Raw genomic sequence first — 19,747 nt, forward strand, 5'->3', positions numbered from 1 at the left:
CAAAACTCCTCTATCTGAATCGCTTAGCTTCCGGTACCTCAAGTATAAACGATGGGCTCTCCAAGCGGGAACCCAAAGTGTTCTGGCCCATTCAAGCGGCTTCCCGAGCTCCTACAAACTTGCCTTGTAAGGGCTTCCTCTTGTTCACTCAACCGGGCCGATGTGACAAAGTCCACAAACCCTGGCCCCCATCACCCAATATATTAAGAGATAAAAGATAAATTTCGACAAAGCTGGGGGCTCACATGAAATATTCCATTGGGGAATTCGCATCCATGCTCGGCATCACTGCCGACACGCTGCGATTGTACGAGAAGCATGACATTGTCCGCCCGCTCAAGGGTTCGCGCAACAATTACCGTTATTTTGACGATCTTGACGCCAGAAATTTACTCTCCAGCAGATGGTACCGCAGCATGCAGATTCCGCTGCAGGATGTCGCCGGGCTGATCAACGATGCACCGTCCGGGCGGGTGGTGGAATCCATTGCCGCCGCCAGGGAGCAGCTGGAGGAAGAGATCCGGCGCAGTACGCTGCTGCTGCAGAAGATGAGCGAGATTCATCAGGAGCTGACCGGCATGGGCGAATCCTTCTACCGCTGCCGCATCCGGCAGGCGCCCGGAATGTACCGCATTCCGCAGACGGACAAGAACCGGCTGCTGCAGCATGACGATCTGAGGCCGGCGGTTCAGGAGTGGATGGACCTGCTGCCTTTTACGTTCTATTCATTCCGGATTGCGGACAGCGTGGACCTGGACGGCAGCAAGGAGCTGGATTATACCTGGGGGCTGGCCCTGCTGGAAGAGGACCGGCGGAAGCTTGGCATTGAAGTCAGCGCCAGCGCGGAATATATCGGGCCGTGTACCTGTATAACTGCGGTAATCGCCAACGGCTATGACGAATATATCGCGCAGGAGGCGTTTCAATTTATGCTGGATTATGCCGGAGAGCACCGCTACGCCGTTACCGGGGACATCTATGGCAAAATTCTGTTTACAGAGCGGAGCTGCGGGCGGAACCGGACATATCTGGAGATTAACATCCCGATTTAGCACGTGGAGAATGTACTCTTTTCAAAGTATGAGAAAATTTTCACATAACGTTCATTGACCTTGGTGCAGCACCAAGGTTTACACTCAATCTGTAACCTGGAAGGTCCTGGGAGATAAACAGAAGGACCGCAGACATTTATCCATTAGGGGGAGAAGCATGTGCGTAACTCAAAAAGCGGCAAGCTGCTGCTAATCTCGCTGTGCCTGGTGATGATACTGACCATTATCGGCGGCTGCAGCGGAAACTCGAGTGAACCGGCGGCGCCGGAACAGCCGTCTGCATCGCCGGAAGCGACGCAGCAGGCGGAAGCGGGGGAGATTCCGGCTTCGTTTAAAGCAGGAACCTATAAAGCGGAAGCTGACGGCAAAGACGGAAAGATTGAGGTTGAAGTTACACTGGACGATACCATGACCATTACGGATATTCAGGTGCTCAGTCAGAATGAAACCGCAGGCATCGGCGTAGAAGCGATCAATAAAGTGAAGGAACAGATCATTGCGGGCCAGACGCTGGCGGTTGATGCCGTGAGCGGCGCTTCGGAAACCAGCAATGCCCTGCTCGCTGCAGTGGAGGATGCGCTGAAGCAGTCCGGCGGCGATGTGGCGGTCTTCAAGTCGAGAGCCGTGGTCAAAGCCGGCGAAGGCAAAACCGAGCAGCTCACGGCTGATGTGGTCGTCGTGGGTGCAGGTGCTTCCGGCGTGTCGGCGGCTGTCTCGGCGGCGGACAAAGGCGCGAAGGTCATCCTGATCGAGAAGACCGCGACCATCGGCGGGGCAAGCAATTTGTCCTGGGCCGGCAAGTTCTATAACTCCTCGGCTGCGGTCGCAGGCGGACTGAAAGTCAACGTGGAGGACGAAATCGCCAACTGGATCGTTAATAATCACTGGCGCGTGGACGCAGCGGCGATCCGCCAATACGTGGCTAAGTCCGGCGAGACCTACGACTGGCTGACCGGCAAAGGCTACCAGACCACCTTCATGAACTTCGGCGGCGAACAGCTGCATGTGCTTCCGGCGTATGAGACACGCCAGGATCTGCTCCGCGCCATGCTGGCGGAGTCCGTGGAGAAGAACGGCGGACAGGTGATCACGGAGACAACCGCCAAGCAGCTGATTACGGGTGCGAACGGGGAAGTGGCCGGCGTAGTAGCTGAGAAAGCCGATGGCACGACCCTGGAGATCACCGGCAAGAGCGTAGTGATGGCAACGGGCGGCTATGCCGCCAATAAGGAAATGGTCAAGGAAGCCTTCGGCTTCGAGGGCGTCAATGGCGGCCTGGGCCAGAATATCGGCGAAGGGCTGCAAATGGCCTGGGAGGCCGGCGCGAAGGTTCCCGACAATTTCGGCGGCCAGATGCTGCACCAGACGCTGGCCAGAGCCACCGAGAAGCTGAAAGCGCAGTATGAGCCGTTCCAGGCCAGCTACCCGCTGATGCTGACTTATCTGCCGACATTTATGAACGTAGGTCCTTCCGGCGCGAGATTCCGCGACGAAGCGGCGACGCTGACCGCAGTGGCTGCGGCCAACACCAGCGCCTTCAACGGCGCCTACCATCTGGTTATCGTCTCCGAGTCGCAGATCGACGCGCTGAAGGCTAAGGGCATGAATGGCGTGAAGGCGCCGAGCCTGCCAGGGATGCCGCCGGAATTCTATGCGACATTCGCCGACAAGTTCAAGCTGGACAATCCTTGGACGGATGCGGACAAAGTCTTCGAATCAATGGTAGCCAACGGCGACGGCTACAAAGGCAATACTATTGAAGAGCTTGCGGCGAATGCCGGCATGGACCCGGCGGTCTTCGCGGATGCCTTCAAGAGCTATGAAGAGGCCACAAAGACCGGTGTGGACACCGAATTCGGCAAGGCGAAGGATTACCTGCTGCCGATGGGCGAGAGCGGACCGTATTACGCGATTATCGCCGAGATTAATAATCTGGGCTCCGTCGGCGGTCTCCTGGTCAACACCAAGTTCCAGGTGCTGAACGACAAACGCGTTCCGGTGCAGGGTCTGTACGCCGTCGGCCTGGAATCGGAGGGTGTGCTCTTCAACGATACCTATGTCGGCAACGGCGTCGGCATCGGCTATTCCTTCACCTCCGGACGCCTGGGCGGCGAGGCTGCCGCAGCCGGTGCGCTGGGGCAATAATATCATTTCCAGAAGCCGATAGAACGGTACCCTCAGGGTTCCGGGCTATCGGCTTTTTACTGTCCGGAGATCATGCGGGTTAACCCGTTACAAGGAAGGCAGTTTATCCAAGTCGATACGGGCGAGCCGGCAATGGCTCCGGATGCGGTCAATAAACAGGGGAGTATCCTTGCGGGCGGGAAGAGACAGCAGATAACGCCCATTGGCGGAAAGGATTTCGATCCGCGTTGTGGTCCAGGCAGGAGCGGCGGAAAGGTCATCCGAGAGTCCGATATGGGTAATCGTGTCATAGGGGATCCGTTTTTTCTGAAATCCGATGACGTAGACGAACGCATTCTCTTCCAGAATGAAATAACAGCGCAGGAGATAGAGGGCAATCAGGCTGAACAAGAGAGCGAATCCTGTTCCGAGCGGCAGCAATACCTTCATTTCTAAGCTCATCGCCGACAGGGCAACAACCGCTAGGGCAGCGGCAAGAATCACTACGAATATCGGGCTTCGGCGTATGCGGATGACCATAACGAACCTCCCAAATATGTATTTTAAATACAAAATAACATAACAGAGGAATTTGGGGTATGAACAACTTCGCGCTGCGGCCCGTACCCCGCAGACCGGAGCGGGATACCTGCTGAGCGGTGCCGCCGGGCCGCGGCAAAAGCTGTCTAACAGCAGCACTGCGAACGAACACCCGCCCAGCCCCCAGCATAGCATATAGCACCATCCTGCTATGGTAGAAAGGGGGTTCCCGGCGATGAGCATTCAATTAACCGCCATCCATTACGTGTACCTGGCGTTTATTGTTTTTATTATGGTGCTGCTGATCCGGCGGCGCGATACGACGATGATCTGCGTGGCCGGAATTTTTACGCTTGGACTGCTGGCGACCAGCACGCTGAGCGGGTCGGTGTCGGGCATCTTTAACTCTTTTATTTATGCCACCAGAGAACTGCTCGGTACCATTATGATTATCTCCATTATTGTAGCGATGAGCCGGGTGCTGATCATTACGGGCATCAACGAGACGATGGTGGCGCCGCTGACCCGGTTTCTGCGGACGCCGGCGCTGGCGTACTGGGGCATCGGCCTGATTATGCTGGTGACCTCGATGTTCTTCTGGCCTTCGCCCGCAGTCGCGCTGATCGGAGCTGTACTGCTGCCGGTGGCGCTCCGGGTGGGGCTGCCAGCGCTCGGTGCGGCGATGGCAATGAATCTCTTCGGGCACGGTATCGCGCTGTCCGGCGATTATATTATTCAGGGCGCCCCGAAGCTGACCGCCGATGCCGCCGGTCTGCCGGTCTCCAGCGTGATGGAAGCAAGCGTGCCGCTGGTCATTGTAATGGGCACCGTCACCACGGTTACGGCCTTCTGGATGATGCGCCGGGATATGAAGAACGGCACCTGGAGAGACGGCCTGGTGTCGACGGCAGGGGGAGCGGAGCGGCTCCGGGAGAGAGGCGCCGAATCCCCAGGGCCGGTAAATATGTCTTCGGGGCTAAAACGCAAGCTGGCGGTGACCATCCTGCTGCTGTTCCTCATTGATGTGGCCGCCATGTTCGCGCTTAACCTGCAAGGTGGCGATGCTACTGCCCTTGTCGGCGGAACCGCTGTGCTGATCCTCATTACGGTCACCCTGCTGGCCCACCGGAACCGCGGGCTGGAGCAGGTGACCTCCTACCTGATTGAAGGGTTCGTCTTTGGCTTCAAGGTATTCGGGCCGGTCATCCCGATTGCCGCCTTCTTCTATCTTGGCGATGCGGCGTTTACCGAGCTGTTCGGCCAGGTGCTGCCGGAGGCCTCGCACGGCATCGTCAACGACCTGGGCGTTGCGCTGGCCGACCATGTGCCGCTGAACGGTGCCGTCGGTGCCGTAACGATGTCGGTGATCGGCAGCATCACCGGGCTGGACGGCTCGGGCTTCTCCGGCATCTCCCTGGCCGGCTCGATTGCCCAGCTGTTCGCGGCGGCAATTCATTCCGGCGCGGCGACGCTGACCGCCCTCGGACAGGTGGCCGCGATCTGGGTCGGCGGCGGCACGCTGATTCCGTGGGCGCTCATTCCCGCTGCCGCCATCTGCGGCGTCAGTCCCTTTGAGCTGGCCCGGCGCAACCTGAAGCCGGTGCTGATCGGGCTGGCCGCAACGACGCTGACGGCTATTTTTCTCGTATAATTCAGCGGCCTTCCATCCATGCTAAAGGGGAACGCGCGATGGAAGGAGAGGAACATTCATGAAGCATTATGAATCGAGCCTGCGCACCAACAGTACGGTGGATCAGGCGCATGATTCTATAACCAAGCTGCACAATGCAATCACCCAGGCACTGAGCCATCCGAACGAGCAGACGATTGCCCAGGCGGAGCAGAGCCTGGATCATGCGATTGAGGCATACGGACATGCGCCGGAAGGCTCTATCGGCGGCCAGGGGGTTGATCTGGTCGAAGAGCGGCTGAACGAGGAGAAGGAGCGGTTGGCCGCACTCCGGGAGCAGACAGGCGGAAGCGCGGAGTAGAGTTAAGACAATGAAGGCATTTCCGGTGCTGCCGGGAATGCCTTTTTCCATTCGTACGGCTGTCTGCAATCAAAGGAGGGTGCAGCGGATTATAATGTTAAGAGATACGAGGGATTCCAAGGAGGCGACAGGATGAAGGAAAACGGAGCAAAGCAGGCACGTCTGGAGACGCCGGAAGAGCTGCGGGCAGCGTTGGCCGGGATCGAGAAATGGGAGAAGGAGCAGAACCAGCTGATGATCTGGGACCGGATCACCCGGCTGCCGTTCAAACTCTTCGATATGCTTACTCCGAAATTTGTGCATGCCAAAGTCGGCGCACTGCTGGATGAGCTTGGCGCATACATCCAGAACGGGGGCAAATATCTGGTCGCCGCCCGGAAGGTGGGCAGCCTGCTGGATAAGGCAAGCCGTGCGGCGGGAGGAGACGGGCACGGCCCGTATCCGCTGGCGGTCATGGACGCCGCCGCCAGCTCCTTAAGCGGGAGCAGCCGGAATGCCGCAACCGTTCAAGGGGCGACGACGGGCTTCGGCGGCGTGTTCACCCTTGCCGCCGACATACCGGCGGTGCTGGGACTTTCGCTTAAGGTTATTCAGGAGATTGGCCTCTGCTACGGCTATGATCCTGCTGATAAAGCGGAGCGCATCTTCACGGTCAAGGTAATGCAGTTCGCCTCCTCGGATGTCGTCGGCAAGAGAACCATTCTGCATGAACTGCAGCTGCAGGCAGGCGGCAACGGCGATATTGCCGCAAGCTCAACTGCGGCCGTCTCGAAGCTCCAGGGCTGGCGGGAGGTGGTTACGCTGTACCGTGACAACTGGGGCTGGAAGAAGCTCTTCCAGGCCGTTCCGGTGGCCGGCATGTTCTTCGGCGCGTTCATCAACCGCAGGGCGCTGGAGGATGTGGCGGAAGCAGCACAGATGCTCTACCGCAAGCGGCGCATTATCGCCCGGCTGGCCGAATTAAACGGGCAGCAGCCGGAATCCGGCCAGTGAGCTGAGCGGAGGAACCGGAATCCTCGGAAACCTCGGAAACCTCGGCAGGAGAAGGCATCGGATATTCCATACCAGGAACGGACCCAGTTGCTCTTATTTCCCGATTTCTTGCGGTCTGGTCGGTGCAACGGACCCCAGCGCCCTTATTCTCGGGAAACAGCTCATATTTCTGGCTGTGGCATACAAATCGCAGCATCTGTGTCCGTTACGGCTGAGGCATGGGGCTGTTTCTGCAAAATAAGGGCTGTAGGGTCCATTAGCCATAAAGGAGGGCCTAGCTCGGCCCTGGCCGCAAATTGATCGAACCAGTCTACCGCTACCCGACAATGGGGGAAGCTGGCTAATTGTATGCGAAAACCGGACACACGGAGTGTAATCCACTCCGTGTAAATCCGCTCCGTGTCTTCCCCCATTCAAAACCAATGACTAAATTGACTAGGCCGATAACCCGTCAATCTGCTACACTCCTTTACCGCCGACCGGGGTCAGCCGGGTAGACTCGACGCCGGCGATCAGCGGCATGGCGCGCTGAATGGTGGCCCGCGTCTCTGCAAGGGCCAGGGAAGCGGCATGAGCTTCCTCGCTGCTCCAAATCTCGGTCACAACAATGACATCCGGCTTGTCCGCCGGATAATGAATAATATACTGCTCGCAGGCCGCAGCGCTGCCGGCACCTGCCGCAGCCTCCAGCAGGATGGCGGCCAGCGCGTCCCGCTCGCCCGGCTGGGCAGTAAATTGGGCAATCATGGAGAATTTGCTCAAGGAAATCACCTCTCTTTTTAGTCCAAGGATAGCATAAATAATGTTGTCGTGACTGAGTCGGAAGTCTTGCAGGCGTGGTGAATTCTCTGGCGATTTGTACCTGTTCCGCCATGAAAACAAGCATTTGCCGCACTGTGATTTAACATAACGTGTATTCGTCAGCCCTTCTGTATAATGCAGAAAATGGAAAAGAGGCGATGGAGGATGGACAAGATTATATGGGCGGATGAGGCTTGGACGCCTTTTACGGATAATCCTTACAGCAGGGACGGCAATTACGGAGCGGAATGGTCGGCGTTTATCTACGATGAGACGCAGTCCTTTTACTCCAATGTAATACCCGGTACCCGAGTGTATGTGCTGAGCGTTAATCCGCATATCGACCGTGACGGGGCGCGTCTGCGGGATTTCACTGCTTACGAGAATGCCCACGGCCGGACGGTCATTGTCAAAGCACCAGCCGCCGAGCGTGACCGGATGCTTACGCAGATTCAGCAGTCACCTGCCGTTCCGGGTTCCGGCAGAATCCGGGAGCATGACCCGCATTACCTGGTGCACAGCACCACTGCCGAAGCATGGACAGATATTCAGCAGGCAGGAGCACTGCTGTCCCCGGAAGAACTGCGAAGGCGGGGCCGTAATGTCCACGAAATCGGGCTGAAGACGCTGCTTGAGCCGGCCGATTACTCGGATTACGTCATGCTGGATGTAATGGGGGGCTGCGGGGAGATTGTCGTCAATTCACGGCAGCTCGGGTATGTGTGTACAGACCCCGACCGGCCTTATACGCCCGGAGTGAGGCTTTACTTTGATGCCCACCGGCTGATTGCGGATGGCCTTGCTGTCCGGGATGGCCTGCATGTGCTGAAGGTTAAAGAGTCTCTGCCGCTGCACCCGTATATGCTAACAAGTGTCAGCGCGGATCTGCTGCCGGAACAGACCGTATGGACGCCGACCACCTATACGGAGGCGGCCAATAATTATTTTCTAGAGCACGTCTGAGACGTGCTTCCGGTATGTTCACGAACAGGTTGATTATTAGCAGAGGTACAGCTATACTGCTCACGAAGAAGTGATTAATCAATAACAATTATTAAGGTGGGCTATCATGAGTAACAAGCAGACCGGCTCAGGCCGCTTCAGGACAGAAGAGTCCACTGCCGTGAACCGGCGGGAGCAGATATTGGAAGCTGCGGTAGCAGTGTTTGCCGAACATGGCTATTACAAGGCGACTACGGCGCAGATTGCCGAGAAGGTGGGGATCTCCCAGCCGTATATTTTCAAGCTGTTCAAGAACAAGGAGGAGTTGTTCGTGGCGGCGCTGGAGCGGGCTTTTGAGCGGATGATCCGCACGTTCAGGGCGGTTGCGGCACCTGTGGAGCAGTTGCTATCCGAAACCACCCGTTCCTATGAGCAGCTAACCGAGACGCACCCAAGCGAGATTCTGCTGCAGGTACAGGCGCTCGGGATCCGCGACGAGGCGATTCTGCAGGCGATGCAAAGCGGCATGCTGGCGGTTGCGGACGAGATCAGAAGCAAATTCGCTGCCGCCGGTATCGAACACCCCGAGGTGGAGGTTAGCACTATTATGGCTAACGGGATGCTGTTCAGTATCGCCATGGCGCTGAATATGCCGGATTTGAAGCCGAGGCAGGCGTAACCATACTTGTCTAAGGAAAGTTTTCTAACAAAAATTCACAGACAGCTGAATAACATTCTTCTATTCTTAAGCTATTGTGGGCTGTGGCTGAATCAGTTCATTTTGAATTCTGTACAGCAAATTGAACGATGAGCGGGTGGAGAAGTGAGGTTCCTACGAAAGGTTATGGTCGCAGTCGGTTTGGCACTGTTAGTAGGGGGCGCAGCATTCTTTATGTTTAACCTTGAGAAGAACGATTCTGTAAGCCCAGAACAGTCTTCAGCAGAGTCACTGAAGGTTAACGTCAATATCCATGAGGAAGGGAAAAGGTATACTGCTGCAGCCAAACTAATGCAACAAGGAGATGCATACCTTGCCAGAATCATGAGTGATGGAGAAGGCGAGGACGCTTTTACCAACCATGTGCTGGCCGAAATCAATTACCGCGCCTTCCTATCCTTTCAGATGAGTGAGTCATTAAGGATGGAGTACGGGGAAAGACTACGAGGAACGGAGACAGGCGATAATTGCTCCATTTACTCTGCGATCTCCAAAGATGGGGTGCACTTCATAGCGGTTGCTTATCCCCAGTATGATTCCGATTCCTATGAGCCGACGATTAATATCGTCACTGGAAATAATAAGGAATACGAATTCTTTAAACGATTCTTAGAACCTCCGGGCATGGCCGATTCTATTTACTATGCTGTTGATTTATATGCGGAGGATCTGATAGGGGACCGTAAAGAATTTGAGGTGGAGCTTTGGGAGCCGTCGGCCGGAGCTGCTGATTATCCGGTAGAGCATCCTGAGCAATTGGACAGTAACGTCGATACAATTTTAAAAGAATACAGCCGGGCTGCGCCATCCAATCTCGTCCAGAATAAAAAGTGGAATTTGTTTCTCTTCCATTCCTATGCGGCCCGTCCAGTCTTTGTGCTGCGGTACAACGGTGAGGTACTTGAGCTTAAAGGATAGTCGTTTTGCACACGAGAATGATAACGGGTCCTGAACAGTTCCTTGAAGGAACTGTTCTTAGGTTTCACGATCCTTGCCTCTGCTTATAACAAACGCAAGACACAGCAGTACAGCAATAATAAAAGAAAAATAATCGAATTCATTATATTTGATTAGTCCGTAGACAACTTCAATAGTATGTATTGCAAATATAATCAGAATGAAGATTCCAAGCTTCCTGCTGCGCATGTGACGCCTCATTTCTATGCTTTAATTCGGTTCCTCCATTAAGTATACCTGCCTGACGGCATCAAAGCATGTCCTTTTGTTGATGTACCCCCTGTTTGATAACTGTGGTACAATACGTTTTTTTTGCAGTAATATCAGCGATAAACGCTGCAGCACCAGGGATTTCCCTTGTTTTAATAAACAAAATTTGAGACAATAGGATGATGTCAAGTTGTTGATGAATGTATCCGTCTAAGGTGAAATAGATCTGAATTGTGTTAAGGAAAGAGGGCAAGTGATGAATAAACCATCCATCTATGGATTGACGCTGGAGCAGCTGACCGCCTGGCTGCTGGAGCACGGGCACAAGAAATCCCGCGCCCTGCAGGTGTGGGACTGGGTATACCGTAAGCGGATTACCGATTTTACGGCGATGAGCGATGTGAACAAGGAATGCGCACAGCTGATGGCCGAGCATTTCGGCTTCTATACTATGGACGAGCATGTGAAGCAGGAATCGGTGGACGGTACGGTCAAGTTTCTGTTCCGGCTGAAGGACGGCAACCTGATCGAGACGGTGCTGATGCGCCAGAAGTACGGACTCTCCGTCTGCGTGACGACCCAGGTTGGCTGCAATATCGGCTGCAGCTTCTGCGCCAGCGGACTGTTGAAGAAGAGCCGTGATCTGGGAAGCGGCGAGATTGTTGAGCAGATTATGAAGGTGCAGCAGCATCTTGACCTGACAGAGCCGGGACGCCGGGTCAGCCATATCGTAGTCATGGGCATCGGCGAACCGTTCGATAACTTTACGAATCTGCTGGATTTCCTGGCGATTGTCAAGGACCATAAGGGACTGGCGATTGCCGGCAAGGGAATTACGGTCTCGACGAGCGGCCTGGCCGACAAGATCCGCGAATTCGCCGATGCGAATGTAGGCGTGAACCTGGCCATCTCTCTGCATGCGCCCAATAATGAGCTGCGAACGCAGATCATGAAGATCAACCGGGCGATACCGCTGGAGAAATTGCTGCCGGCCATCGACTATTATCTGGAGAAGACGAAACGCCGGATTACGCTGGAATACATTCTGCTGAAGGGTGTCAACGACCGTGAGGAGCATGCCCTGGAGCTGGCCGAGCTGATCGGCGAGCGGCGGCAGCTGGCCAATGTTAATCTGATTCCGTACAACCCGGTAGATGAGCATGGCCAGTATCAGCGGCCGGAGCGGGAGACGGTGCGGGCGTTCTTCGATACGCTCAAGAAGCAGGACGTGAGCGTCAGCACCCGGCTGGAGCAGGGCGCAGACATCGACGCCGCCTGCGGTCAGCTGCGCAGCAAGCAGATCCAGAAGGACCGGGCGGCGGCCAAGCAGGAGAGCAGCAAGGCTGTAGGCTTAGGTGCCGGAGCTGCTAAAGCGGTTATAAGCAGTTAAGAGAGAAAGAGGGAATAGGCAATGCTGACGTTTACAGAGTATACCGTGGAATATATCCGCGATCCGTTCGGGATTATCAGCGGCAAACGGTATGAATTCTTCATTCAGCTGGACGTGCCGGAGGAGGACGAGCTGTATGAGGAGAACGGGGTTTCCATCCGGGCGGTTGTTAAGGTGGAAGGCGGTGAGTTCAGCTTAGTGACCTACGATCTGCTGGAGACGACGACCGGCAGGCTGCTGGACTTCGATTTGGAGGATGACGAAGAAGAGCTTCTGGCCCAGTTCTGCAAAGAGCATCTCCCCGAGGAGTAAGGCTCAGGGCATTATTGCGTTTTCCATTTCGCATGTTTCCCGGATTTGGGGTAGAATATAAGAAAACGCAGGAAGAATTAGGAGTTGTAACTATGTCCAACAATGAAGAAGTAATTGTAACCAAGGAAGGCTTGCGGCAGCTGGAGGAAGAGTTGAGGCATCTGAAGTCGGAAGGACGCAAGGAGCTGGCCGCCCGGCTCAAGCTTGCAATCAGCTACGGGGACCTGAAGGAGAACAGCGAGTATCACTCGGCCAAGGAGGACCAGTCCTTTATGGAGACCCGGATCATGACCCTGGAGAAGATGCTGACCAAAGCAAGAGTGGTCGATGAAAGCAGCCTGAATCTGGACGCGGTCAGCGTGGGTTCGCTGGTTGTCCTGAATGATCTGGAGTTCGCCGAACAAATCGAATACCGGGTGGTCAGCCCGGCGGAAGCCAATGTGTCGGACAACAAAATCTCCTATGAAAGCCCTCTGGGCAAAGAATTGCTCGGCAAGAAGGTCGGGGATGTCATCAGCGTTGATGCCCCGGTCGGTATTATTAAATATGAGCTGCTGCAGATCAAGCTGTAGCAGCCTGCACTCTGCAATCCCCAGTTCCCGCTTCGGCAGGAGCACGGGGATTTTTGTTGTGCTATAGGCCAAAGCTATGGAGCATATTGTTGACAGGTCTTAGACGAGGCGGCGGGCGGGGGGTATAGTAGAGGGTAACCTGCTTACAGAGGAGTCCTGTTCTGTGATTCAACATGTATTGTCCACACTGCTCGGGGTCATTGTACCTTTGTCCATTCCCGTGCTGGCCGGGGTGCTGCTGGGGAAGTTCAAACGCCTGGATACCGGCCCGCTGCTTATGCTGTATCTGTATTTCCTCAGCCCGGCGATCATTCTCGACACATTGGCTACGGCGGAGATTTCCTTCGATGATGTCTACAAGACACTGGCCTTCTCGCTGCTCAATTTGCTGGTGCTGTGGGCGTTGTCCCTTATTCTCGGCAAAATGCTGCGGCTTCCCCAGCCCGAAGCCGCAGGACTGACGCTGATATCCACGTTCACCAACAGCGTGAATTACGGGCTGCCGCTGGTGCTGCTGGCCTTCGGACAGCTGGGCCTGGACAAGGCCTCCGTCTATGTTATCGCCCAGATGGTGATCGTCAACACGATCGGCGTCTATTTCGCCGCCCGTTCGCAATTCTCTGTCCGGAGCGCGGTGAAGTCCGTGTTCTCGCTGCCGTCAATCTATGCGGCAACATTGGCGCTGCTGCTGCGCGCGCTGCAGCTGGAGATGCCCCAGGAGCTGGCACAGGGCGTATCCCTGGCGGCAGGTGCCTACTCGCCCGTGGTTCTGGCCGTTCTCGGCGCCCAGATGGTCAAGGTGAACGCCGCACAGACTGCCCGGAATGTGCAGCTGGCCTTTTGGACGGGACTGACTGTCCGGCTGCTGCTGGCACCGCTGATTGCCGCTCTGATTCTTTGGATGCTGAACATTACCGGCATGCTGTTTTCGGTGCTGCTCATACTGGCATCCATGCCGGTAGCCGTCAATTCGGTGGTGCTGGCCGAGCGCTTCGGCAGCTCGCCATCGCTCGTCTCACGCTGCATCGTGTGGACGACACTGGCTTCCTTTGCCGTGCTGCCGGTACTTATTGCCGTTGTCGGCAACTGATTGAAGGAATTGTACGGAAGGGCAAGAAGCCCTGCAACTTTTCCGGTCTTTGTCCGTCTGGAGGAAAAAGGAGGAAATTCCCCTCCATATTCGAAAAAGAGGTGGCCGGAGATGGCGAATCAGAAGTGGCGCCGTATATTTATTGCGGCAACGGCAGTAACGGTAATGACAATGGGCGCACAGAGCTTTGCAGCGGGGGCGGACTTTACCGACTTGGAAGGCAACGCGGCCAAGGCTCACATTGTGGAGCTGCAGCAGAAAGGCATCCTTCACGGTGTGGGCGGCGGAGCGTTTATGCCAGACGCGCCCCTGACCGCTGCCCAGGCAGTAGAGCTGCTGGTCAACGGGCTGGACCTGAACCTGGACACCGTCCGCTTTGTTAAAGAGCCGCTGGCGACGGACTATTTCAGCCAAGCGGACAACGGCGGCTGGTACGCCCAGGCGCTGATTACAGCGGCGGTCAACGGAGTTGATCTGCCGCGTGATCTCAATCCGGGTGAGGAGTGGACACGCGAGGAATTCACGCACCGTCTGATCCTGGCGATAGAACAGCACAGCAATCTGCCTGTGATCAAGCTGGCCCCGGTGGACATTGCCGACGGCGGGGAGATTACTTCAGGTTATGACGGCTCCATTCAGCGGGCGCTGGCGCTCGGCATTGCCGGTCTGGATACCGGGGGGCAATTTCACCCGGGCGACTCCATCACCCGCGGCGAAGCGGCGGAAATGCTCTATCATGCCCTGGAATACGTCGCAGCCCATCCGGCTCCTGCCGGTGAAGCCGGCGGGCAATAATTGTAACAATAATAAAGGCAAGCTCCCGGTAACGGGGCTTGCCTTTATGGGTTTAAGAGAGACCGGTTATTCGGCTGCTCCCTCCTGCACCTCGATCGTAAATACAAAAGCCGCTCCGCGGGGCATGTCCGGTCTGGCATAGATCGTGCCGCCCATCAGCTCGACGAGCATTTTGCAGATCGACAGGCCTAACCCGGTTCCTCCGAATTTGCGGTTGATCGTTGCATCGATTTGAGTAAACGGCTGAAACAGGTATTTCATCTTCTCCGCAGGAATGCCGATGCCGGTATCTTCAACAACGAATTCCAGCGTGAGTGTAGTTTTTTCCTTTGCCTTCAGTCTGACAGAGACCTTCACATCGCCTTTAGACGTGAATTTGACGGCATTGCCGATCAGATTGTTCAGAATCTGCCGCAGGCGGTTGCCGTCGCCAAGCAGCAGCGGGGGAATATCCGGATCGATTTCGGTGTACAGCAGCAGCTGACGTTCAATCGCCAGCGCCCGGAACAGGTCCACGGTCTCCTTCACGCAGGCATGAAGGTTAAACAGTTCATTGTCCAGCTCCATTTTGCCCGATTCAATCTTCGTGAAGTCCAGGATATGATTGATAACCGATACGAGCGCATGCCCGCTGGTATGGATAATTTCCGCCATCTCGCGGTCTTCCTGCGACAACGCCGAAGTCCGCAGCATGTCGGACATGGCGATAATTCCATTAAGCGGGGTGCGGATCTCATGGCTCATCATCGCCAGAAAGCCCCCTTTGATTTGCAGGGCAACCTCGGCGGTCTCCTTCAGCTCAGTCAGCACCAGATTGGCGTGCTCCAGCTCCTGTGTCTTGAGCACAAGTTCTTTGCGTGCTTGGTACAGACGGACGAAGCCTTCAATTTTGCTTTTCAGAATCAGGGGATGGAACGGCTTGGTCATAAAGTCGATCGCTCCCGACGAATAAGCCATCATGTAATTCTCCAGCTCCGAGGTCAGCGATGTCAGGAAAATAATCGGAATATCCTTGGATTTCTTCCGCATCTTAATCCGTTTGGCAGTTTCAAATCCATCCATGTCCGGCATCAGCACATCCATAATGATCAGGGCGAACTCCTGCTCCAGCAAGCACTTCAAAGCCTCCATGCCCGAATTCGCCCCTACCAGGCGGTAAGGCGTATCCCTCAGCAGCGCCTGGATGGACAGAATTTCGTCCGGCCGGTCATCCACAACCAAAATATAAACAGGGTGTTCCATAGTTCCTCCCGCGATCCGATATGTCATTGCCAGGTTGCCAAGATGTAAGTCTACTGAATTAGCCAAGCTTTGAGCACGGTCACCAGTTGTGTGGTATTGATCGGTTTGGAGATATAGTCGGAGGCGCCGGCCTCCAGGCATTTCATCCGGTCTTCCTCCAGTGCGCGAGCAGTCAATGCGATAATCACCAGATGATCGTATTCCGGCATGGAACGGATGCGCTGCATCGTTTCGTAGCCGTCCATTTCCGGCATCATAATGTCCATGAAGACCAGTTCTACGCCGGGATGCTCCTGCAGATGCTCCAAGGCTTCCCGGCCGTTCTGGGCAAAGGCGATGTCCATATTATAACCTTCCAGTACGCTGGACAAAGCAAAAATATTTCGCATGTCGTCATCGACCAGCAGAATGCTCTTGCCGGCGAAGGCCGCTTCCGGGTTGTGCAGCTTCTCGATCAGCAGCTGCTTGTCCCGCGGTAGATCGGCATGCTTGCGGTGCAGATAAAGCGCGGTCTCATCGTAGAGCCGTTCCATGGACCGTACGTTCTTCAGCACGATGCTCTCAGCGTAATGACGCAGACGCTGTTCGTCAATCTTGCTGAGATCCTTGCCGGTATAGATGATCACCGGCAACGTCTGCAGCTTGCGGTTGGTCTTGATCTGCTCCAGCAGATCGAAGCCGGTAATGTCGGATAAGCCGAGGTCCAGCACCATGCAGTCAAAATGATGGCTGGCCAGCTGTTCCATCGCCTCGCGGCCGGTGCCGACGGCGACAATGCGCACGTCGGGGTGGGCGATAAATTCCACCAGACTGGAGCGCAGCGTCTTGTTGTCCTCAACGATCAGCAGGCTCTTGACCGGCCGGCGGATATACGTCTCAATCTGCAGGAAGGCGGCCTCCAGCTCGGCCACATCGCTCGGCTTCTTCCAGAAGGAGAGGGCACCCATTACGAGACTCTGCTGGTTCTCTTCGGCGGTGGAGATGACATGCACCGGAATATGACGCAGCTCCGGCCGGCTCTTGAGCCGGCTGATAATTGATCTGCCGTCGAGTACCGGCAGATGCAGGTCAAGCAGTATGGCATCGGGTTTATAGGCATAGGCCAGCGCCAGACCCTGGTCGCCCTGGAAGGCGACGATCGCCTTGAAGCCTCTGCTGCGGGCAAGCCTCAGCAGAATGGATGCGAACTCTGCATCCTCCTCGATAATCAGCAGCACCGTATCGCCGCTCAACAGATTCTCCCGGTCATCGTCCATCTCTTTGTGCTGCAGCAGCTTCGGGTTGGAGATGGAAATGTCGGGAATGAAGGATTCGCGGAAGCCGCCTTCTTCTGCGGCGACGCTCTGTGCAGCTTTATCAAGCTCTGCTTCTCTGCGCGACGAATCTGTCGCTGCCACCAGCGCCTGAATATCCGCTTCGGCAGGCTCTGCCGGCAGGAAGAGTGAGAAAGTGCTGCCCTTGCCTTCGGCGGAATCGACCTCTATTCTGCCGCCCAGCATGGATGCCAGTTCGCGGCAAATGGTAAGGCCCAGGCCTGTACCGCCATATTTGCGGCTGGTGGTGCCGTCGGCCTGCTGGAAGGCTTCAAAGATGCTTTCCAGCTTGGAGCCGGCGATCCCGATGCCGGTATCGCTGACGGAGAAGACGATCTCTTCGCCCTCTGTACGGATGAACAACGAAACTGAACCGTGTTCAGGGGTAAACTTCAGGGCGTTGGACAATAGATTATTCATAACCTGCTGGATCCGGTGGCCGTCGGAGACCAGCGCCTCGGGCAGCCGGCTGTCGCAATGGACATCGAAGCGGATATGCTTCTTCTTGGCCTGCTGCTCGAAATGGCGGTAGAGCTGGGTGCTCAGATGCTGCAGCACGACCGGCTCGAAGACGACGCTCATCTTGCCGGCTTCCATCTTCGCCAGATCGAGAATTTCGTCGATCAGCTGCAGGAGATCCTTGCCAGCCGAGAAAATAGTATGAACATATTCAAGCTGCTTGGTGTCGAGATTGCCATCCTTGTTCTCCGCAAGAATCTGGGACAGAATCAGCAGGCTGTTCAGCGGAGTGCGCAGCTCATGCGACACATTGGCCAGAAACTCCGATTTGTACTGGGCGGCCAGGAAGATTTCCTCGGCCTGGGCCTTGATTTCATCTTTTTGGGCTTCGGTCAGCTTGATTTGCTCCTGCAAACTCTCCTGGGAGACGGTCAGCTCTTCCGTCTGGGTGCGCAGCTCCTCGGTCTGCGTCTCCAGCTCTTCCTTCTGCTCCTGGAGCTGGAGGGTCTGCTTCTGAAGCTGCAGCGTCTGTGCTTCTAGCTCCTCCTTCTGGCCCAGCAGCTGCTCGGCCTGTGTGGAGATTTCCGCCTTCTGACGGGCGGTCAACTCGAATTCCCGCTTAAGATTGCGGTTGGATTCGGCTAAATCTTCCGCCTGCGCGGCAATCTCCGCATTCTGGCGGTCGGTAATTTCCACCTGCTGCCGCAGGCTCTCCTGGGAGGCCCACAGCTCCTCTGTCTGCGCCCGAAGCTCCTGCGTCTGCGCTTCGAGCTCCTCCTTCTGCTCCTGAAGCTGAACAGTCTGGTTCTGGAGCATGAGCGTCTGCGCTTCAAGCTCCTCCTTCTGGTTGAGCAGGTCGCCGGCCTGTGCAGCAATTTCTTCCTTTTGGCGTGCCGTCAGCTCGATCTCCTGCTGCAGGTTGAGGTTGGCATCGGCAAGACTCTGGGCCTGCTTGGCCAATTCGGCCGTTTGCGCCTCAATGTGGAGCTTCTGCTCGGCCGTCAGCTCCATTTCCCGCTTCAGTGATTCATTGGACGTAAGCAGGCTCTCAGCCTGCAAACGCAGCTCCTCCCGCTGGAAGGACAGCTCTTCGGTCTGGGCAGCCAGTTCCTGTGTCTGCGCAGACAGCTCTTCGGTCTGGGCCTGCAGTTCCTCGGTCTGCGCCTCGAGCTCTTCCTTCTGCAGCTGGGATTCACGCAGCAGATCTTCAATCCGGGCCACATCGGCCAGTGTATTGATAATCACACCCATATTGTGGGCAGTGCGTTCAATAAGCTGGCGGTCCCGCGGAGAGAATTCCTTCAGGCCGGCCAGCTCAATAACGGCAACGACATCCTGTTCGTAGAGAACAGGCACAAGATATAGTAGGCTTGGCACCGTCTGTCCGAGTCCTGAATGGACGCGGATGTAATCGCCGGGCAACTCACGCAGCTCCTTGATCTCCCGGTCCAGCGCACACTGTCCGACCAGCCCGCTGCCGAGCGGGATAGGCTTGTCCAGAGCGGCAGCAGCGTCAAAAGCATAACCAGCCGCGAACAACAGATGGTCATCGTTCTTCAAGTATATTGCCCCGTAACTGGCCCCGACGGTACCGGCCAGCTTGCTGATAAATATCCGCGATGCCTTTGTCAGCTTCACTGAGCCTTGCAGCAGCAGCGCAATCTCCGATACCTGATCGTTGATCCAGGCCTGCTCCTCTGCTTTGATCCGCAGGACACGCTCTTCTTCGCGCTTATGCTGAAGGTCTACGGCAAGGCTGTGAAAGGAACGGGCCAGCTGTCCGAATTCATCGTCCCTTTCGGTAAAGGATGCGTTAATATCAGTGGTTCCCCGGGCAATATCGCTGGTAATCCGGGCAATCCGCTCCACTCCCCGGGCGATATTCCTGCTGACTCCCAGGATAAGGGTGCCTCCCAGCAGGATGCCGACGGCGCCGAACCCGGAAATCAGGATCCTGCCCCATCCTTCAGAATTGGTAAATGCTATGATAACGGTGCCGCCGAATAATGCGATGAAGGCAAATGCTGCCAACCTGACTTGCTGATTGATGTTCATATTCGCCCGCCTTTGATTTAGATTTCTCAAATATTAATTATAGCTTGGAAAGCGCGTGAAAGACAAAAAAAATACCGCCCTAAGTCTCAATATCGTAATAGATTTGCGGCGCTATGGTGTACAGTCTTCCAAAACAAGGAATTATCTGCGCTTGCGCCGGGCCACAGGCCGCCGTTTGGAGGCATCGCTGT

At 55.8% G+C, this 19,747-nt stretch carries 17 protein-coding genes; 13 read left to right on the forward strand and 4 right to left on the reverse strand.

The window, feature by feature from the left end; genetic code table 11:
- Positions 1 to 245: 245 nt before the first annotated feature.
- Positions 246 to 1,052, forward strand: coding sequence for a MerR family transcriptional regulator (locus F1381_RS03930; protein WP_151733517.1), 807 nt, complete (start codon positions 246 to 248; stop codon positions 1,050 to 1,052).
- Positions 1,053 to 1,211: 159 nt separating this feature from the next.
- The gene (locus tag F1381_RS03935; RefSeq protein ID WP_246187899.1) at positions 1,212 to 3,197 is read left to right on the forward strand and encodes an FAD-binding protein; all 1,986 of its coding nucleotides are present in this window, start codon (positions 1,212 to 1,214) and stop codon (positions 3,195 to 3,197) included.
- A gap of 87 nt (positions 3,198 to 3,284) precedes the next feature.
- Here the strand turns inward: F1381_RS03935 and F1381_RS28115 are convergent, their stop codons facing one another.
- Positions 3,285 to 3,716: a PH domain-containing protein gene (locus F1381_RS28115; protein ID WP_187355186.1), complete on the reverse strand. Its 432-nt coding sequence runs from the start codon at positions 3,714 to 3,716 to the stop codon at positions 3,285 to 3,287.
- A 235-nt stretch (positions 3,717 to 3,951) separates the two neighbouring features.
- Here F1381_RS28115 and F1381_RS03945 point away from each other — a divergent pair, with 235 nt between their 5' ends.
- The 3 genes from F1381_RS03945 to F1381_RS03955 all read left to right on the forward strand — a co-directional run bounded on the left by F1381_RS03945 (position 3,952) and on the right by F1381_RS03955 (position 6,700).
- Positions 3,952 to 5,367, forward strand: a complete 1,416-nt coding sequence (locus F1381_RS03945; protein WP_151733519.1) for a hypothetical protein — start codon at positions 3,952 to 3,954, stop codon at positions 5,365 to 5,367.
- A gap of 58 nt (positions 5,368 to 5,425) precedes the next feature.
- Entirely contained in the window at positions 5,426 to 5,707 is a 282-nt protein-coding gene (locus F1381_RS03950; protein ID WP_151733520.1) for a hypothetical protein, read from the forward strand.
- A gap of 132 nt (positions 5,708 to 5,839) precedes the next feature.
- Complete coding sequence (locus F1381_RS03955; RefSeq protein WP_151733521.1) at positions 5,840 to 6,700, forward strand: EcsC family protein; 861 nt, start codon at positions 5,840 to 5,842, stop codon at positions 6,698 to 6,700.
- A gap of 459 nt (positions 6,701 to 7,159) precedes the next feature.
- Here F1381_RS03955 and F1381_RS03960 read toward each other — a convergent pair whose 3' ends face one another.
- Positions 7,160 to 7,471 (reverse strand): putative quinol monooxygenase, encoded by a 312-nt coding sequence (locus F1381_RS03960; RefSeq protein ID WP_246187900.1) that lies wholly within the window; start codon positions 7,469 to 7,471, stop codon positions 7,160 to 7,162.
- Positions 7,472 to 7,666: 195 nt separating this feature from the next.
- On the opposite strand from F1381_RS03960, the gene F1381_RS03965 reads away from it, so the two are divergent.
- From F1381_RS03965 to F1381_RS04000, 8 genes are all read left to right on the forward strand, one after another.
- Positions 7,667 to 8,464, forward strand: a complete 798-nt coding sequence (locus F1381_RS03965; RefSeq protein ID WP_151733523.1) for a hypothetical protein — start codon at positions 7,667 to 7,669, stop codon at positions 8,462 to 8,464.
- Positions 8,465 to 8,570: 106 nt separating this feature from the next.
- Positions 8,571 to 9,122 (forward strand): TetR/AcrR family transcriptional regulator, encoded by a 552-nt coding sequence (locus F1381_RS03970; protein ID WP_151733524.1) that lies wholly within the window; start codon positions 8,571 to 8,573, stop codon positions 9,120 to 9,122.
- 180 nt (positions 9,123 to 9,302) lie between these two features.
- Entirely contained in the window at positions 9,303 to 10,079 is a 777-nt protein-coding gene (locus F1381_RS03975) for a hypothetical protein (protein WP_187355187.1), read from the forward strand.
- A 505-nt stretch (positions 10,080 to 10,584) separates the two neighbouring features.
- Positions 10,585 to 11,718: a dual-specificity RNA methyltransferase RlmN gene (gene rlmN, locus F1381_RS03980; RefSeq protein WP_151733526.1), complete on the forward strand. Its 1,134-nt coding sequence runs from the start codon at positions 10,585 to 10,587 to the stop codon at positions 11,716 to 11,718.
- Positions 11,719 to 11,739: 21 nt separating this feature from the next.
- Positions 11,740 to 12,030, forward strand: coding sequence for a DUF6509 family protein (locus tag F1381_RS03985; RefSeq protein ID WP_151733527.1), 291 nt, complete (start codon positions 11,740 to 11,742; stop codon positions 12,028 to 12,030).
- A 92-nt stretch (positions 12,031 to 12,122) separates the two neighbouring features.
- Positions 12,123 to 12,602, forward strand: coding sequence for a transcription elongation factor GreA (gene greA / locus F1381_RS03990; protein WP_151733528.1), 480 nt, complete (start codon positions 12,123 to 12,125; stop codon positions 12,600 to 12,602).
- Between the two features lie 163 nt (positions 12,603 to 12,765).
- Complete coding sequence (locus F1381_RS03995) at positions 12,766 to 13,692, forward strand: AEC family transporter (protein WP_151733529.1); 927 nt, start codon at positions 12,766 to 12,768, stop codon at positions 13,690 to 13,692.
- Between the two features lie 111 nt (positions 13,693 to 13,803).
- Positions 13,804 to 14,487 (forward strand): S-layer homology domain-containing protein, encoded by a 684-nt coding sequence (locus F1381_RS04000; protein ID WP_151733530.1) that lies wholly within the window; start codon positions 13,804 to 13,806, stop codon positions 14,485 to 14,487.
- A gap of 66 nt (positions 14,488 to 14,553) precedes the next feature.
- On the opposite strand, the gene F1381_RS04005 is transcribed toward F1381_RS04000, so the two are convergent.
- Together F1381_RS04005 and F1381_RS04010 are read right to left on the reverse strand one after the other, a co-directional pair.
- A complete protein-coding gene (locus tag F1381_RS04005; protein WP_151733531.1) occupies positions 14,554 to 15,729 on the reverse strand; it encodes an ATP-binding response regulator in 1,176 nt (391 codons plus the stop codon).
- Between the two features lie 50 nt (positions 15,730 to 15,779).
- Complete coding sequence (locus F1381_RS04010; protein WP_151733532.1) at positions 15,780 to 19,556, reverse strand: response regulator; 3,777 nt, start codon at positions 19,554 to 19,556, stop codon at positions 15,780 to 15,782.
- Positions 19,557 to 19,747 lie beyond the last annotated feature (191 nt).

The sequence above is a fragment of the Paenibacillus tengchongensis genome, assembly GCF_008973665.1.
Classification (GTDB): domain Bacteria; phylum Bacillota; class Bacilli; order Paenibacillales; family Paenibacillaceae; genus Paenibacillus_AQ; species Paenibacillus_AQ tengchongensis.

Excerpts from the sequence above, each read along its gene's own strand:
- F1381_RS03945 (WP_151733519.1), top strand. The coding sequence starts at position 3,952 with ATGAGCATTCAATTAACCGCCATCCATTACGTGTACCTGGCGTTTATT.
- F1381_RS04000 (WP_151733530.1), top strand. The coding sequence starts at position 13,804 with ATGGCGAATCAGAAGTGGCGCCGTATATTTATTGCGGCAACGGCAGTA.
- F1381_RS03950 (WP_151733520.1), top strand. The coding sequence starts at position 5,426 with ATGAAGCATTATGAATCGAGCCTGCGCACCAACAGTACGGTGGATCAG.
- F1381_RS03930 (WP_151733517.1), top strand. The coding sequence starts at position 246 with ATGAAATATTCCATTGGGGAATTCGCATCCATGCTCGGCATCACTGCC.
- F1381_RS03970 (WP_151733524.1), top strand. The coding sequence starts at position 8,571 with ATGAGTAACAAGCAGACCGGCTCAGGCCGCTTCAGGACAGAAGAGTCC.
- F1381_RS04005 (WP_151733531.1), bottom strand. The coding sequence starts at position 15,729 with ATGGAACACCCTGTTTATATTTTGGTTGTGGATGACCGGCCGGACGAA.
- F1381_RS03955 (WP_151733521.1), top strand. The coding sequence starts at position 5,840 with ATGAAGGAAAACGGAGCAAAGCAGGCACGTCTGGAGACGCCGGAAGAG.
- F1381_RS28115 (WP_187355186.1), bottom strand. The coding sequence starts at position 3,716 with ATGGTCATCCGCATACGCCGAAGCCCGATATTCGTAGTGATTCTTGCC.
- F1381_RS03985 (WP_151733527.1), top strand. The coding sequence starts at position 11,740 with ATGCTGACGTTTACAGAGTATACCGTGGAATATATCCGCGATCCGTTC.
- F1381_RS04010 (WP_151733532.1), bottom strand. The coding sequence starts at position 19,556 with ATGAACATCAATCAGCAAGTCAGGTTGGCAGCATTTGCCTTCATCGCA.
- F1381_RS03965 (WP_151733523.1), top strand. The coding sequence starts at position 7,667 with ATGGACAAGATTATATGGGCGGATGAGGCTTGGACGCCTTTTACGGAT.
- rlmN (WP_151733526.1), top strand. The coding sequence starts at position 10,585 with ATGAATAAACCATCCATCTATGGATTGACGCTGGAGCAGCTGACCGCC.
- greA (WP_151733528.1), top strand. The coding sequence starts at position 12,123 with ATGTCCAACAATGAAGAAGTAATTGTAACCAAGGAAGGCTTGCGGCAG.